At 72.4% G+C, this 15,794-nt stretch carries 12 protein-coding genes; 9 read left to right on the top strand and 3 right to left on the bottom strand.

Going from position 1 to position 15,794, the window contains the following annotated elements:
• The first annotated feature begins 3 nt into the window (after positions 1-3).
• From AC1UE4_RS03460 to msrB, 5 genes are all read left to right on the top strand, one after another.
• Positions 4-1,320: an argininosuccinate synthase gene (locus AC1UE4_RS03460; protein ID WP_482915826.1), complete on the top strand. Its 1,317-nt coding sequence runs from the start codon at positions 4-6 to the stop codon at positions 1,318-1,320.
• An 87-nt stretch (positions 1,321-1,407) separates the two neighbouring features.
• On the top strand, positions 1,408-4,419 hold the full coding sequence (locus AC1UE4_RS03465) for a coiled-coil domain-containing protein (protein WP_482915827.1): 3,012 nt from the start codon (positions 1,408-1,410) through the stop codon (positions 4,417-4,419).
• A gap of 75 nt (positions 4,420-4,494) precedes the next feature.
• Positions 4,495-8,064 carry a DNA polymerase III subunit alpha gene (gene dnaE / locus AC1UE4_RS03470; RefSeq protein WP_482915828.1) on the top strand — a complete coding sequence of 1,190 codons (3,570 nt, stop codon included), beginning with the start codon at positions 4,495-4,497 and terminating at the stop codon, positions 8,062-8,064.
• 13 nt (positions 8,065-8,077) lie between these two features.
• Positions 8,078-8,971, top strand: a complete 894-nt coding sequence (locus AC1UE4_RS03475; protein ID WP_482915829.1) for an alpha/beta fold hydrolase — start codon at positions 8,078-8,080, stop codon at positions 8,969-8,971.
• 34 nt (positions 8,972-9,005) lie between these two features.
• On the top strand, positions 9,006-9,401 hold the full coding sequence (gene msrB / locus AC1UE4_RS03480; RefSeq protein WP_482915830.1) for a peptide-methionine (R)-S-oxide reductase MsrB: 396 nt from the start codon (positions 9,006-9,008) through the stop codon (positions 9,399-9,401).
• Here msrB and AC1UE4_RS03485 read toward each other — a convergent pair.
• Entirely contained in the window at positions 9,398-10,264 is an 867-nt protein-coding gene (locus AC1UE4_RS03485; protein ID WP_482915831.1) for a deoxyribonuclease IV, read from the bottom strand. The two genes, msrB and AC1UE4_RS03485, sit on opposite strands and share 4 nt — an antisense overlap.
• 26 nt (positions 10,265-10,290) lie before the next feature.
• On the opposite strand from AC1UE4_RS03485, the gene AC1UE4_RS03490 reads away from it, so the two are divergent.
• From AC1UE4_RS03490 to AC1UE4_RS03500, 3 genes are all read left to right on the top strand, one after another.
• Positions 10,291-11,607, top strand: coding sequence for a pyridoxal phosphate-dependent decarboxylase family protein (locus AC1UE4_RS03490; RefSeq protein ID WP_482915832.1), 1,317 nt, complete (start codon positions 10,291-10,293; stop codon positions 11,605-11,607).
• 12 nt (positions 11,608-11,619) lie between these two features.
• Complete coding sequence (gene gltX, locus AC1UE4_RS03495) at positions 11,620-12,960, top strand: glutamate--tRNA ligase (protein WP_482915833.1); 1,341 nt, start codon at positions 11,620-11,622, stop codon at positions 12,958-12,960.
• Between the two features lie 80 nt (positions 12,961-13,040).
• On the top strand, positions 13,041-14,135 hold the full coding sequence (locus tag AC1UE4_RS03500; RefSeq protein ID WP_482915834.1) for an HDOD domain-containing protein: 1,095 nt from the start codon (positions 13,041-13,043) through the stop codon (positions 14,133-14,135).
• Positions 14,136-14,214: 79 nt separating this feature from the next.
• Here AC1UE4_RS03500 and AC1UE4_RS03505 read toward each other — a convergent pair whose 3' ends face one another.
• Positions 14,215-14,961, bottom strand: a complete 747-nt coding sequence (locus AC1UE4_RS03505; RefSeq protein ID WP_482915835.1) for a hypothetical protein — start codon at positions 14,959-14,961, stop codon at positions 14,215-14,217.
• 132 nt (positions 14,962-15,093) lie between these two features.
• Here AC1UE4_RS03505 and AC1UE4_RS03510 point away from each other — a divergent pair, with 132 nt between their 5' ends.
• A complete protein-coding gene (locus AC1UE4_RS03510) occupies positions 15,094-15,486 on the top strand; it encodes an RrF2 family transcriptional regulator (protein WP_482915836.1) in 393 nt (130 codons plus the stop codon).
• 37 nt (positions 15,487-15,523) lie between these two features.
• On the opposite strand, the gene AC1UE4_RS03515 is transcribed toward AC1UE4_RS03510, so the two are convergent.
• Positions 15,524-15,718, bottom strand: coding sequence for a hypothetical protein (locus tag AC1UE4_RS03515; protein WP_482915837.1), 195 nt, complete (start codon positions 15,716-15,718; stop codon positions 15,524-15,526).
• Positions 15,719-15,794: the final 76 nt, after the last annotated feature.

Raw genomic sequence — 15,794 nt, forward strand, 5'->3', positions numbered from 1 at the left:
GCCATGGCCGAAGACGACGCTCCCCGCATCTCCGCTCACCACATCCCGCCGCCCGAGGCCACCGAGCGCATGCGCGCTCAGGCGACGGCCTCCTACGAGGCGACGCCGGACGAGGTCAACCGCGTGCTGCTCCTCTACTCGGGCGGCCTGGACACGAGCGTGATGCTCAAGTGGATCCAGGACGAGTACGAGGCGGAGGTCGTCACGCTGACGGTCAACCTCGGCCAGCCGGGCGAGGACTACGAGGTCGTCGAGGGCAAGGCGCGGCAGCTCGGCGCGGTCGACACGTTCGTCGTCGACGCGCGCGAGGAGTTCGCGCGCGAGTACATCGCTCCCGCGATCAAGGCGAACGCGATATACGGCCTCGGCTACCCGCTCTTCACCGCGCTCGGCCGGCCGCTCATCGCGAAGCTCGCCGTCGAGTACGCCCGTCGATCCGGCTGCGACACGATCGCGCACGGCTGCACGGGCAAGGGCAACGACCAGGTGCGGATCGAGTCGACGATCGCGACGCTGGCGCCGGAGCTGAAGATCATCGCGCCGGTCCGGTCGTGGTCGATGGGCCGCGACGAGGAGATCGCGTACGCGCGCGAGAACGGCATCCCGGTCAAGGGCGGCACCGAGTCGGCGCCGTACTCGATCGACGACAACCTCTGGGGCCGGTCGAGCGAGGGCAAGTGGATCGAGGACCTCTCGCATGCGCCGGAGGACGACGTCTTCGATCTCGTGACGCGGCCCGAGGAGGCGCCGGACGAGCCGGAGATCGTCGAGATCGGGTTCGAGCAGGGCCTGCCGGTGACGCTGAACGGCCAGGCGCTCGGCCTCGTCGAGCTGCTCGAGGCCGTCGCCGAGATCGGCATGAAGCACGGCGTCGGGATCGTCGACCACATCGAGGACCGGATCGTCGGCCTGAAGGTGCGCGACATCTACGAGGTCCCCGCAGCCGAGATCATCCTCAAGGCGCACGCCGAGCTCGAGCGCCTCGTCGGCACGATCCACCAGAACCAGTTCAAGGCGAACCTGGACCGGCAGTGGGCGTACCTCGTCTACGCCGGCCTGTGGTGGGAGCCGCTGCGCGGGAACATCGACGCGTACCAGGACTCGGTCAACGAGTGGGTGACCGGCACCATCGGGCTGAAGCTCTACAAGGGCTCCGTCCGGGTGGTCACGCGGTCGTCGCCGCACGCGGTCTACGACGCCCAGCTCGCGACCTTCGCGGAGTCCGGCGGCCTGTTCTCGCAGCAGGCGTCGCCCGGGTTCATCGAGATCTGGTCGCTGCAGTCGCGCATGGCGTGGCGGCTGCGCAACGAGACCGACTGAGCGCCACTTCGGCGCGGTTCTCCGCAGGGTGCGGGGACTTCGCGTGAGGTCCCCGGGCCGTCCGCCGCGGGGCGCATACTGCGGCGCGTGAACCCCGATCGCCAGCCGCAGGAGCTGCAGGTGGACCGCGTCGAGTGGGTCCCCTCGTCACCGGACGTCCTCGAGGTGCGCGTCTTCGGCGCCTGGCACGGGTCGACGGTGCCGCCCGAGGCAGTCCTGGTGGTCGGCGACGCCTCCGCGCCGGCGTTGCCGGACGCTATCCCGGCGGGCACGCCGCCCGCGTGGGGCGCCGCGTTCCATGCCCCGGTCGAGCAGCGCGCCGCGCTCGAGGCGGGGGAGGGGAGGCTTGTCCTCGGCGACGCCGAGATCCCGCTGCCCGAGGCGCTGCCCGGCCTGCTGGTCGACGTGGGCGACGAGGAGGAGCCGGGCGGGACGGTCGTCGATCCCGCCGTCCTCGCCGAGCGCCGCGCCCGCCGCGCCGAGGTCGCCGAGCGCTCCGCCTCCCAGCGCGCCGCCTCGGCCGAGCACACCGCCGACACGCTGCGCGCCCAGCTCGACCAGCTCGAGCAGCGCCTCGCCCGCGCGGGGTCCGAGCGCGACGGCCTCGCCGCGCGCGTCGCCGACGCCGAGCGACAGCTGCGGCTGGCCGAGCAGCGCGAGGAGGCCGAGCGCCGCCGCCGCGTCGAGGTCGAGGAGGAGATCGCGGAGGCCCGCCGCCGCGCGGAGGCCGAGCTCGAGTCGCTGCGCGACCGGCTCGCCGGCGCCGAGGAGGTCGCCGCGGTGCTCGAGCGCGAGCTCGCCACCGCCCGCCGCCGCGCCGCCGAGGCCGACCGCGCCACCACCGCCGAGCGCGAGGCCCGCCGCGCCGCCGAGACCTCGCTTGCGCAGATCCGCGAGCGCCTCGACGAGCTCGAGGCCGGCACCGCCGACTCCGAGGAGGCCGAGGCGCTGAGACGCGAGGCTGAGGCCCTGCGCGACCGCGCCGCCGAGCTCGAGCGCGACCTCGTCGCCGAGCGCATCGCCCGCGCCGCCGCCGAGCGCCGCGCCGCGACGCCCGTCATCTCCGACCGCGAACGCGAGCTCGCCGAGCAGGTCGCGCGGCTCGAGGCGGAGCTTCCCGACCGCGAGCGGCTGCTCGCGCGCATCGCCGAGCTGGAGGCCGAGCTCGGGCGGGCGGGCAGCACGGCGCGGGAGGAGGAGCTGGCCGCCCGCGTCGGCGACCTGCAGGCGGAGCTCGATCGTCGCGTGCAGACGCAGCAGCGCGTGCAGGAGGCGATCGCGGCCGTGCGCAGCGAGCTCGACCGGGTGCGCAGCCGCGTCGACTCCGGCCACGCGGGCACGGAGTCGCTGCGGCGCGAGCTCGACGCGCTCGACGCCCGCCGCCTGTCGCTCGAGGAGGTCATCCAGCTTCGCGACACCGAGCTGCGCGACGCCCGTACGGCCCTCGAGCAGGCGCGGGTCGCGGCGGTCGCCGCCCGGTCCGACGTCGACGAGCTGCGCGCGGCGCAGGAGGCCGCCGACCGCGCCGCGGCCGAGGCCCGCCGGATCGCCGGCGACCTCCAGCTGCGCCTCGAGCAGGAGCGCCGCCTGCGCGAGACCGCCGAGCAGGCGCTGGCGGAGGCCCGCGGCGAGCGCCCCGAGGTCGAGCAGCGCCTTGCCGAGATGACGGCCGAGGTCGCCGCCGTGCGCAACCGCCTCCACCACGCCACCGCCGAGCTCGAGCAGCGCATCGCCGACGAGCGCCACCGCCGCGAGGCCGCCGAGGCCGAGGTCCAGCGCCTCCGCGAAGAGCGCCTCCGCGAGCCCGGAGAGGTCCTCGTCGAGCCACCGGCCGACGAGCCCGAACGCACCGACGCCCTCGACACCCTCCTCGCCGGCCTCCGAGCCCAAGTCGCCTCCGCCCGCCGCCAGCTCGACGAGCTCGAGGCTGAAGAGATCGGAGAGCCCGCCCCCGAAGCCTCCCAGCCGCCCGAGACCGAAGCCGAGACCTCTTCGCCCGTCCCCGAGGTGTCTCGGCCGCCCGAGACCGCGGTCTCTTCGGCCGCGGCGCCCGAGGCCTCACCGGCCGCGGTCGATCCCACCCACGATCGTCTCCAGCAGATCGAGGCGGAGCTTCGCGCCGCGGTGCCGGCGCCGGGCACCGGAAGCGCCGCCGACATGATCGCGAGCCTTCAGCACGCCGCCGACCGGCTTCGCGCCGCGGCGGAGGAGGAGCTCGCGCGAGCCGAAGGCGACACCGCGCCCGAGGCGCCGGCGGCTCCGGCCGCTGTGTCGTCGCCGGCGGCGTCGGCGGCCGCGCCCGCGTCTTCGGCCGAGGCCGGCGCGGCGATCGGCGCTCCTCTCACGCCGCGCATCTTCAGCTCGGCGCCGAAGGCCACGCCGTGGCTGCGGACCGCGGTGGCGAACCTCGCCGGGCGCGACCCCGAGATGGCGACGGAGCTCTTCATCGCCCTCCTGCCCGCGCAGGCGGCGGCGGTGGATCGACTCACGTACGACGTCACGACGCCGGAGAGCGGGCTGCTGCGGGTCGCCATCTCCAACGGCGGCGTCCGAGTCGAGCGGCCGGCGCCGGACGCGGCGAAGGCCGAGGTGGCGTTCGAGGGTCCGCTCGGGGCAGTCGCTCCGCTGGCCACGGGCGGGGCAGGTTGGCGGCTGCACAACGCGAAGGTCCGCCACGGCTGGCTCAAGTCGCGCAAGCTCGTCCGCGCCCGGCGTCGGCCGCTCTCGCTCGAGCAGGCGATCGAGCACGGCGCGCGGCTCGCGCCGGGGCTCCTCCTGGCAGCGCTCGCCGCCGCGGTGGATCCGGCGTGGACCGGCGGACATCGCTTCGCCGTCGACTACGCACTCGACCGGACCGGCACGTGGACGGTCGCGGCGGCGGACGGCGCGCCGCTCGTGGTCCAGCGCCGCAACGGCGAGACGGGGGCGGCGAAGGCGGAGCCGAGCGCGACGCTGACGCTCTCCCGCACGGCGCTCCTCCCGCTCCTCGCCGGCACGCCCCTCCCCGACGGCGAGCGGATCGGCCTGACCGGCGATCGGCGCGCGGTCGACGCGCTCCACGCGTGGTTCGACGGCGCCCGCGGCGCCGATGCGCGCTGATGCCGCAACCTCCGGGAAACGGCTCCGGCCACCCGCGCCAGCCCGTCCGACCCGGCGCCTAGCATCCAGTACCCCGTGAGCTCTCACAGCTGCGCGCATCTCCACGTCCACTCCGAGTACTCGCTGCTCGACGGCGCCTGCAACATCGAGGCGCTCGTCAAGCGCGCCGCGGAGTTCGACCAGCCCGCGATCGCGCTGACCGACCACGGCGTGATGAACGGCTCGGTGGAGCTGTTCAAGGCGGCTCAGAAGCACGGCGTCAAGCCGATCCTCGGCTGCGAGATCTACTTCGTCGACGACCACGTCAAGGCCCAGTCCGAGAAGGTGGAGCGCAACCACCTCACTCTCGTGGCGGCGACGAACACGGGCTACCGCAATCTGGTCAAGCTCTCCAGCGCCGGCTTCCTCGAGGGCCTCAACCGCGGCAAGCCGACCGTGGACATGGAGCAGCTCGCCAGGCACTCCGAGGGCGTCATCGCGCTCACGGGCTGCCTCGCCAGCCGCTTCTGCTCCCGCCTCGTCGACGGCCGCGACCAGGAAGCGCGCGCCCACGTCGACGAGCTGATGAACGTCCTCGGCGCCGAGAACGTCTACTTCGAGGTCCAGAAGAACGGCATCGCCGACCAGGACAAGGCGAACGAGGGCATCGTCCGGATCGCCCGCGAGGTCGGCCGGCCGCTCGTCGGCACCGGCGACGTGCACTACCTGCGCCGCGAGGACTACAACCACCACACGGCGCTGCTGTGCGTGCAGACGAAGTCCACGCTCGCCGCGCCGAAGATGACCTTCGACACGAACGAGTTCTACCTCCGCTCCTCGCAGGAGATGGCGGAGAAGTTCGCGGAGTGGCCGGAGGCGGTGGCGACCACGCTCGAGATCGCGGAGCGCTGCGACGTCAGCATCGAGCTCGGCAAGCAGCTCATCCCGCGCTACCCGACGCCGGACGGCAGCGACGAGCGGGAGTACCTCCGCACGCTCGTCATGGAGGGGCTGCGCAAGCGCTACGGCGATCCGCCGCCCGCCGAGGCCGTCGAGCGCATGGAGTACGAGCTCGGCGTCATCGACAAGATGGGCTTCAACGCCTACTTCCTGATCGTCTGGGACTTCGTCAAGTACGCCAAGGACAACGGGATCGCCGTCGGTCCGGGCCGTGGCTCGGCGGCCGGCAGCCTCGTCGCGTACACGCTGAACATCACGGACGTCGACCCGCTCCGGTACGACCTGCTGTTCGAGCGCTTCCTGAACCCCGAGCGCGTGTCGATGCCCGACATCGACATCGACTTCTCCGTCCGCGGGCGCGAGCGCGTGATGCGCTACGTGAAGGACAAGTACGGCGAGGGCGCGGTCGCCCAGATCATCACCTTCGGCAAGATGTTCCCGCGCGCGGCGACGCGCGACGCCGCTCGCGTCCTCGGCCACGACTACGGCGCAGGCGACCGCCTCGCCAAGCTCATCCCGGATCCCGAGCAGGGCCGCGCGCCCTCGTTCGACAAGTGCCTGGAGGAGGGGCAGGAGCTGCGCAAGGCGTACGACTCCGACCCCACGGCGAAGCAGATCATCGACGTCGCGAAGGGCCTCGAGGGCATCGTCCGCAACTCGAGCATCCACGCCGCCGCCGTCGTCATCGCCGACCGGCCGCTGACCGACATCGTGCCGGTGCAGCTCGCCGACGCGGGCACGGACGAGAACGGGCAGAAGGTCTTCCGCACGGTCACGCAGTTCGCGATGAAGCCGGTCGAGGAGCTCGGCCTGCTGAAGATGGACTTCCTCGGGCTGCGCAACCTCGACGTCATCGAGGACGCCCTCGACATCATCGGGCGCTCCACCGGCACGCGGCCGGACATGGCGACGCTGCCGCTCGACGATCCGAAGACGTACGAGATGCTCGCCGCCGGCGACTCGGTCGGCGTCTTCCAGTTCGAGTCCGAGGGCATGCAGGAGGCCCTCAAGAAGGTCCGCCCGACGATCTTCGACGACCTCGTCGCGCTCGTGGCGCTCTACCGCCCCGGCGCCATGGACCAGATCCCCACGTACGCGCGCGGCAAGCGCAACCCGGAGTCGGTGCAGATCCCCGATCCGCGGCTCGAGCCGATCATCGGCGGCACGTACGGGGTCATCCTGTACCAGGAGCAGGCGATGCTCATCTCCAAGGAGCTCGCCGGCTTCAGCGGCGCCCGCGCGGACGACCTGCGCAAGGCGATCGGCAAGAAGAACCGCGAGGCGATGGCCAAGCTCAAGCCCGAGTTCGTCGAGGGCTGCCAGCGGTCGGGGACGAGCCCGCAGCTCATCGAGCAGCTCTGGGCCACGAACGAGAAGTCGGCGGACTACTCGTTCAACAAGTCCCACGCCGCCTGCTACGCGCTCGTCGCCTACCGCACCGCCTGGCTGAAGGCGAACTACCCGGCCGAGTACATGGCCGCGCTCATCTCGAGCGTCATGGACACGAAGGACAAGGTCCCGTTCTTCGTCGCCAAGGCGGAGCAGATGGGCATCGAGATCCTCCCGCCCGACGTCAACCTGTCCGACCACGACTTCGTCGTCGTGGACGGCAACATCCGCTTCGGGCTCGATGCGGTGAAGGGCGTCGGCTTCGCCGCCGTCGAGGGGATCAAGCGCGCCCGCGAGGAGGGCGGCCCGTTCACCTCGATCTGGGACTTCTGCTGCCGCGTCGACGGCCGCGCGGTGAACAAGCGCGCGATCGAGGCGCTCATCAAGTGCGGCGCGTTCGGCTCGACCGGCGCCAGCCGCAAGGGCATGCTCTCTGTGCTCGAGCAGGCGCAGGCCGCCGGGCAGAAGCAGCAGCAGGACCTCGAGATCGGCCAGGGCTCGATCTTCGACATGGCGTTCGGCGGAGGCGACGACGGCGGCGGATCGCCCGCGGCGGCCGCGTTCGCCGCGCCGCAGCATCCGCCGATCCCGCTCGAGGAGTTCGACAAGCCCGAGCTGCTCGCCGCGGAGAAGGAGTCGATCGGCGTCTTCATCTCGGCGCACCCGCTCAAGGACGTCCGCGAGGCGCTGCGCGTGCGCGCCGACGCGTCACTGGCCGAGATCGGCGACCGCCAGAAGTTCAAGGACAGCGACTGGGTCACCGTCGGCGGGATCATCACCGCGCTCAAGAAGATCCGGACGAAGAAGGGCGACCCGATGGCGTTCGCGACCATCGACGACCTCGAGGGCCAGGTCGAGATCCTCATCTTCGGCAACGCGCTCGAGCAGTACGCGGGCTCGCTGGAGATCGACGCGGTCGTGCTCGTCCGCGGCCGTGTCGACCACAAGGACGCGGAGAAGACGTGCATCGTCGTCCAGTCGCTCGAGCCGTTCGCCCCCTCCGAGGAGGAGGTGGAGAAGGCGCGGGAAGAGCTCGCGAAGATGCAGGTGGGCCCTGAGCCGTTCCGGCTGCCGCCGCTCGACGCCACCCGCCTGCCGGCCACCTTCATCGACGAGCTGAAGGAGATCATCGGCAACTTCCCCGGCGAGTCCGACGTCGTCCTCGAGGTCGTGACCGGCGCGGGGCGGCGGACGCTCAAGCTCGGCCGCTCGTTCCGCGTCGCGAACAACGCGTCGCTGCGCGCCGAGGTGCAGCACATGGTCGGCTCGGCCGTCGTCCGGGTCGCCGAGCCCGAAGCCGCCACGCAGGCCGCCTGACCCCGTCCTCCGCGTGGCCGCCCTCGCCGAGACGATCGAGCTGAGCGGTGGGCGGCGGGCGAGCCACGAGGTCGTCGCGGCGGGCGGCGAGCCGATGCTGTTCTTCCAGGGCGGCCCCGGCTTCGGCGCGGCCCCGCTGCGCGAGTACGGCCGGCTGCTCGCCGACCGCTACGAGGTCCACCTCATCGACCCGCACGGCTCGGGCCGCTCGACGCCGCCGGAGCGCGACGAGGACTACACGCCCGAGGGCCACGCGCGCTTCTACGACGAGGTCCGCGAGGCGCTCGGCATCGACCGCGCGACGATCGGGGGGATCTCGTTCGGCGCCGTCACCGCGCTGACGTACGCGGCGCTGTTCCCCGACCGCACCACCCGCGTCGTCTCGGTCGCCGGCGCCGCCCAGGGCGAGCAGGTCGACCCCGAGGAGACCGCCGCGGAGATGGAGCGCAACCTCTCCCGCCACGCCGGCGCCCGGTGGTACGCGGACGCGCGCAGGGCGTGGGACTCGTGGACGGACACGGTGCTGGCGACCGAGGACGCCCGCCTCGTCAGCCAGATGATGCTCGACGTCCTGCCGCTCTACTTCGCGCACCCCAGCTCCGAGCCGGCGCGCCGCGCGATGTCGCGCTGGGCGGACCTGGCGGTCGACCTGCGGGCGGTCAAGGTCTGGGAGAGCGGCCTGTACCAGCACATCGACGTCCGGCCGCACCTGGCGAAGATCGCCGCGCCGACGCTCGTCATCGCGGGCGAGCTCGACGCGCTCTGCGGCCCCGCGCAGGCGCGCCTCATCGCCCGCCACGTCCCGGACGCCGAGATCGTGCTCATCCCCGACTGCGGCCACTTCGTGCCCGACGAGGCCCCGGAGGCGTTCCGCGACGCGGTGCTCGGCTGGGCGCCCGCCGCTTGATCCTGCGTTCAGGCACCAGCCGTACTCTCGGGCCATGGAGAAGGTCCTCAAGTCCGATCATGAGTGGCGGGACGAGCTCTCGCCCGCCCAGTTCCACGTGCTCCGCGAGGCCGGCACCGAGCCCCCGTTCACCGGGCGCTACGTCAACGAGAAGGCCGACGGCACGTACCACTGCGCGGCCTGCGGCCTCGAGCTCTTCGATTCCGACACCAAGTACGACTCCGGGTCCGGGTGGCCGAGCTTCACCGACCCGAAGAACCGCGAGAACGTCTCGCTGACCAGCGACTTCAGCCACGGGATGATCCGCACCGAGGTCCGCTGCGCGCGCTGCGACAGCCACCTCGGCCACGTCTTCCCCGACGGCCCCGGCCCGACCGGAGAGCGCTACTGCATGAACAGCTGCGCGCTCCAGCTGGAGTCAACCGACTAGCCCTTCGACCGGGCCTTCAGGCCCCGCTCGCGCAACGTCCGCGCGAGCTTGATCTCCTCCGGCGTCGGGCCGCTGCGGTTGTGGCCCGGCGTCTCGAGGACGCACGGGAGGTCCTCGAAGCGCGGCTCGGAGAGGAACACGGCGCAGCCGTCCTCGCCGAGCTCCCCCTCGCCGACGTTCGCGTGCCGGTCGCGGTTGGAGCCGAGCGGCGTCTGCGAGTCGTTGAAGTGCAGCGACCCGAGTCGCTCGGTCCCGACCTGCTCGACGCAGTCGTCGAGCGTGCGCGTCAGGCCCTCCTCGGTGCGGATGTCGAACCCGCTCGCCAGCAGGTGGCAGGAGTCGAGGCACAGGCCTAGGCGCTCGTGCCCGCCCGCCGCGTCGATGAGCGCGGCCAGCTCGGCGAACGAGCGCCCGAGCGTCCCGCCCGCGCCCGCCGTGTTCTCGAGGTGCAGCGGGCACGTCTCGGACTCCTCGAGCGCCTCGCGGATCACCGCGCCGGCCCGCTCGATCGCCTTGCCGACGTCGCCGGTCTTCGCCGACCCGGGGTGGAGGACGACGGCGACGGCGCCGAGCTCGGCGCCCGCGCGCAGCGACGTCACCAGCGACGTGTGCGTCTTCTCGCGGATCTCCGCGTCCTCGGACGCGCAGTTGAGCAGGTAGACGGCGTGGATGAGCAGCGCGTCGACGTCCGAGCCGTCCATCGCGGCGTGGAACGCCTCGATCTCCTCGGCCGGGTACTCCCGCGGCTTCCACGCGCGCGGGTTCTGGTTGAAGATCTGGATGGCGTGGCAGCCGCGCTCGACACCGCGCTCGACCGCCTTGGCCACCCCGCCGGCGGGCGAGACGTGGGCTCCGATCAGCATGCTCGGGCGTACCATGGCACGTCCCCGTGGACGGCCGCCCACTCACGCTCCCGCCCGACGAGCTGCGCAGGCTCGGGCACCGCGTGGTCGATGCGATCGTCGACCACTGGGCCGCCCTCGGCGACGGCGAGGCGATCCGCACCGGGACGTCGCAGGAGCTCCACGCGCGTTTGGACGGCCCGCCGCCCGAGCAACCGGGCGACGCGCTCGCCGCGCTCGACCGGCTCCTCGAGGACGTCGTCCCGTTCATCCAGCACGGCGACCACCCGCGCTTCTTCGCACGCGTCCCCAGCCCGAGCAACCCGGTCGGCCCGTTCGCCGACGCGCTGGCCGCCGGACTCAACGTGTTCGGCGCGTCGTGGGCCGGCAGCTCGGGGCCGACGACGCTCGAGCTCGTGGTGCTCGACTGGCTGCGGCAGTGGTGCGGCATGCCGGACGGGACCGAGGGGATCCTCATGAGCGGCGGCTCGATGGCAACGCTCACCGCCCTGGGTGCTGCCGAGCGAGTCCCCGGCGTCGCCTACGTGAGCGATCAGACCCACGTCGCCTCGCTGCGGGCCCTGCGGCTGCTCGGCTACGAGATCCGGATGACGGAGACCGACGCCGCGTTCCGCATGCGGCCCGAGCTCATCGGCAACGACGCGACGCTGGTGGTGGCGACGGCCGGTTCGACGAACACGGGCGCTGTGGACCCGCTCGACGAGCTTGCCGACCTCTGCGAGCAGCGCGGGCTCTGGCTGCACGTCGACGGCGCCTACGGTGCTCCGGCGGCCCTCACCGAGTCCGGCGGCGCGCTGCTCGGCGGCATGGGCCGCGCCGACTCGCTCGTCGTCGATCCGCACAAGTGGCTCTTCCAGAACTACGAGGCCGGCTGCGTGCTCGTCCGGCGCCCCGGCGCGCTGGCCGAGGCGTTCGCGATGTCGCCGGAGTACCTGCGCGACGTCCTCGGTGCGGAGGTGAACTTCCGCGATCGCTCGCCGCAGCTGAGCCGCGGATCGCGCGCGATGAAGTTGTGGCTGTCCGTGCAGACGTTCGGCATGGCCGCGTTCCGGGAGGCGATCGCGCGGGGCATCGCGCTGGCGGAGGCCGCGCAGCGGGCGATCGAGCGCACGGACGGGCTCGAGGTCGTCACCCCGGCGCAGCTGGCGATCGTCACGTTCCGGGCGACGCGCGCCGACAACGCCGCGCTCATCGCGCGCGTGGTCGAGGACGGCTACGCGATCCCGAGCTCGACCGTGCTGCGAGGTGAGACGGTGCTCCGCGTGTGCACCATCAACCCGCGCACCACGGACGAGGAGATCGAGCGGACCATCGCCCGGATCGGCGAGCTCGCCCGCTCGTAGAGTCTGGTGTCCATGCGCGTTCGCTTCGCTCCCTCGCCCACGGGCGCCCTTCACATCGGCGGCGCCCGGACGGCGCTCTTCAACTGGCTGCAGGCCCGCCACACGGGCGGCACGCTGCTCCTGCGCATCGAGGACACCGACCGCGAGCGCTCCACCCCGGAGAACGTCGAGCAGATCCTCGACGCGCTGCGCTGGCTCGGCCTCGACTGGGACGAGGGCCCGGTCTCGCAGGTCTCGCGCGCCGAGCGCCACCAGGAGGTCCTGCGCACGCTGCTCGCCCGCGATCTGGCCTACCGCTCGAACGCGACGGCCGACGACGTCAAGGCGTACAAGGCCGAGCACGGGGCCGACAAGGGCTTCCGCGGTCAGCCGGAGGAGACGGGCGCCGTGCGGCTGCGCGTGCCCGACGAGGGCGAGACGGTCGTCCACGACCTCATCCGCGGCGACACGACGTTCCGCCACGTCCACCTCGACGACCCGGTGATCGCCCGCGCGGAAGGGACCGTTCTCTACAACTTCGCCGTCGCGATCGACGACCTCGACGCGAAGATCTCGCACGTCATCCGCGGCGAGGACCACCTGTCGAACACGCCGAAGCAGCTGCTCGTCTTCGAGGCGCTCGGTGCCGAGCCGCCCGTCTACGCGCACATCCCGCTCATCCACGGGCCGGACGGCAAGAAGCTCTCCAAGCGCCACGGCGCCGCCTCCGTGCAGGAGCTGCGCGACGCCGGCTACCTCCCCGAGGCGGTCCGCAACTACCTCGCGCTGCTCGGCTGGGGCCCCGAGGACGACGCGACGGAGATGTCGACGGAGGAGCTCGTGAAGCGCTTCGACGTCGCGCGCGTGCAGAAGAACCCGGCGCGGTTCGACGAGGAGAAGCTCAAGTGGCTGAACGGCCGGTACATCCGGGCGATGAGCGATGACGAGCTGACCGCGCGCGTGGAGGCGTTCGCCGGGCGAACCGGGCTGGGGGAGGCGGTGGCGATCTCGCGCGAGAAGATCGCGACGCTCGCGGACTTCTGGCCGCTCGCAGGGTTCATCTTCGACGGGCCGGCGGATGACGAGAAGGCGTTCTCCAAGTGGCTCGGCTCCTCGGAGGGGCTCGACGCGCTGGCGGCGGCCCGCGAGGCGATCGCCTCGACGGAGCCGTTCGACGTCGAGCATCTGGACGCCGCGTTGCGCGGCGTCGTCGAGGCGCGGGGCGCGAAGCCGAAGGACGTCTTCCAGCCGATCCGCGTCGCCTTGGCCGGTACGACGGTCTCTCCGGGCATCTTCGAGACCATCGCGGTGCTCGGCCGCGAGGAGGCGCTGCGCCGCATCGACGCGGTGCTTGCAGGCGTTTCCAAGGCTTGACTTCAAGCCTTCGGTCCTGTCGACTCAATCGAATGTCCACTGGTGCCGATAACGAGGGCGACCCCGGACCAGGACCAAGGATGTCAACGCCGCCTACAGCGATTCGCCAGTCTCCGACCACACCGCCCCAGACCGGTGCCGCCGCTCAGCGTCGTCACAACGAGGGCCATGGTCGCCGCCTGACCGCCGCGTTCGAGGCGCTCGAGGCCTTCCCGGCGCTCGCCGAGTCGCGCAACCGCCTGCTGCGTCTCGTCAGCCAGGAGCGCATCTCGGCCGGCGAGGTCGTCGCGGCCGTTGAGTCCGACGTCGCCCTCGTCATCGCCGTCCTGCGCCTGGCCAACCAGGTCGAGGGTCGCTCGCGTGGCCGCGTGGAGAGCGTCGTCAAGTCGGTCGAGCTCCTCTCGCCCGAGGCCGTCCAGGCCCTCGCCTCCCGCGCCCGCACCTACGACTTCTTCGAGCGCTCGTCCGTCTGGGACGCCGCTCCGGAGCGCTTCCGCCTCCACGGCGTCGCCTGCCAGCGCGCCGCCGATCGTCTCGCCACCGAGACCGGCTACGAGGACCGCGACCGCCTGATGGTCACGGCGCTCCTGCACGACATCGGCAAGCTCGTGCTCATGCACGCGTACCCGGGCTACCCGGGCCAGGTCCACCAGGGCGCTCGCACGCCCGAGGAGCGGATCAACAAGGAGCGTCGCGAGCTCGGCGTCGACCACGCTCTCGTCGGCGGCGTCCTCGCCCGCCGGTGGGGCCTGCCGAAGGCCGTCGCCTCGGTCATCGAGCGTCACCACAGCGACGACGCCTCGGGCGAGGCCGCGTACGTCCGCCTCGCGGACATGCTCGCGCACTACGCGCAGGGCCAGGCCGTCTCGCCGACGGAGCTGCTCAAGACCGCCCGCGTCATCGGCATGGGCCCGGCGGAGCTGCGGACGGTCATGTACGACCTCCCGTACCCGACCACCGGCCGCCAGCGCTCGATCGACCCGTGCCCGCTCTCCTCGCGCGAGCTCGAGGTCCTCAAGCGCCTCGCCGAGGGCAAGGTCTACAAGCAGATCGCCCACGAGCTCTCGCTCTCGACCTCCACCGTCCGGACCCACCTCCACAACATCTACGGCAAGCTGGGAGCGGTCGACCGCGCCCAGGCCGTGCTGCTCGCCACCGAGCGCGGCTGGCTCTAAGCCGCACCCACCCATCCTCCTCCTGGTTCCGACGACGGGCCGCCCTCGGGCGGCCCGTCGCCGTTGTGCCCCGCGTCGCCTAGGCGTCGCGCCGGCGCGAGCCGGTGATGATCAGCGCCGCCGCGCCGGCCAGCAGGATCGCGCCGCCGCCGAGCAGGGTCCAGCCCAACGGGCCGAGGAACGGCACCTTGGCGCCGGCCTCGATCTCGGCGCTCACGCCGCGGGACCCGTCGCGGTTCATGACCACGATGGTCCAGTCGCCGTTCTCGACGGTCCAGTCGAGCTGGCCGTCCGCATTGGCGGTCGCCGCCCAGATGTCCCGGGCGGCAGGCGGTGTCGCCGGCCGCCCGCCGCGCTGCTCGTCGTAGTCCGCGTCGAAGGGGCCGAAGTGGACGTCGGTGACGGTGGTGGTCCCGACGCCGGCGAGGTAGCGCTCGACGTCCTGCGTGCGCGCCACGCCGGCGAACACGGGCTTGCCGCCGCCGGCGCCGACGTCGAGCCGGAGCTCGCCGAGATCCGTGTCGTCGACGAGCGACTCGGCGCCGTCGAGGTCGATGTCCATCGTGTCGCTGATCAGCGCGCTGCTCGCCGGACCCGCGGTGTAGGTGTGCGTCCCGGTGGTGAGGAAGCCGTCGTCGTCCTTCTGGGCGTTCGCCCACAGCGAGGCGCCGCCACCGAGGGAGAGCGCCGCCGCGACGAGGCCGATGACGACCCCGACGACGATCCGTCCGACGCGCGGGCGGCCTCTGGTGCTCGGGGTCCCGGCCGCGGGAGCCGGCGAGGGGATCGTGGTGTGAGGAGCGATGTGGGGGGTGTCCGTCGTCATGGGTCGACCGTCCCACGCGGCGGTTCGCCGCGCGCGGGGGAGAGCAGGCGTCGGCCGGGTGCGGATAACCCCCGGCGCCGCTCTCAATGCGAGTAGGGATTCGGGGGATTCGACCACTAGAGTGCTCGCCCAGTGCTCTCGATCACGTCCAAGTCCCCCTACGCCGTCCAAGCCCTCGCGGAGCTCGGCCGCTGCGGCGGAGCCGACCCGGTCCCGATCGGAGAGCTCGCCCGCCGGCGCAACATCCCGGTTCAGTTCCTCGAGCAGCTCTTCGCGACGCTGCGCCGAGCGGGGATCCTTCGCTCGCAGCGAGGCGTGAAGGGCGGCTACCTCTTCGAGCGCGACCCCTCCACGGTCACCGTGTTGGAGGTCGTCGAGCTGCTCGACGGGCCGCTCGGCCGCGACGCCCGGGGCATCTTCGCCGACGCCGCCGCAGCCGCCCGCGAGGTCTTCGAGAGCACGTCGATCGCCGACGTCGTCGAGCGCGAGAGGCGCGAGGCCGGCTGGGCGATGTACTACATCTGACGGGCCCCGCTCCGAGGCCGTCGGGGGTTTGTGATCGTCAGGACTCGATGCGGTAGGTGTACCGCGAGGAGACGTGCTGCTCACGCCACTGCACGGTCTCCCGTGCCTCGGCCTCGGTGAAGAGGTCGCCCTGCCACGAGGAGTACGTCAGGTTGGGCAGGCGCTTCTCGGCGCCCGTGAGGGTGTCGATCTCGATGACGCGGTGTACGCGCAGCGGCCGGGAGTCGTTCACTGAAATCCGTCTTGGATCGGAGAGAGCATCCGCTCTGTCTCGGGAAGGTTCCGACGACCCGCGGATCGTGTGCTGG

This window comes from Parviterribacter kavangonensis, from assembly GCF_056863335.1.

Bases quoted from the DNA above. Each gene is read 5' to 3' on its own strand.
- AC1UE4_RS03505 (WP_482915835.1), bottom strand. From the start codon at position 14,961: ATGACGACGGACACCCCCCACATCGCTCCTCACACCACGATCCCCTCG.
- msrB (WP_482915830.1), top strand. From the start codon at position 9,006: ATGGAGAAGGTCCTCAAGTCCGATCATGAGTGGCGGGACGAGCTCTCG.
- AC1UE4_RS03500 (WP_482915834.1), top strand. From the start codon at position 13,041: ATGTCAACGCCGCCTACAGCGATTCGCCAGTCTCCGACCACACCGCCC.
- AC1UE4_RS03485 (WP_482915831.1), bottom strand. From the start codon at position 10,264: ATGCTGATCGGAGCCCACGTCTCGCCCGCCGGCGGGGTGGCCAAGGCG.
- gltX (WP_482915833.1), top strand. From the start codon at position 11,620: ATGCGCGTTCGCTTCGCTCCCTCGCCCACGGGCGCCCTTCACATCGGC.
- AC1UE4_RS03460 (WP_482915826.1), top strand. From the start codon at position 4: ATGGCCGAAGACGACGCTCCCCGCATCTCCGCTCACCACATCCCGCCG.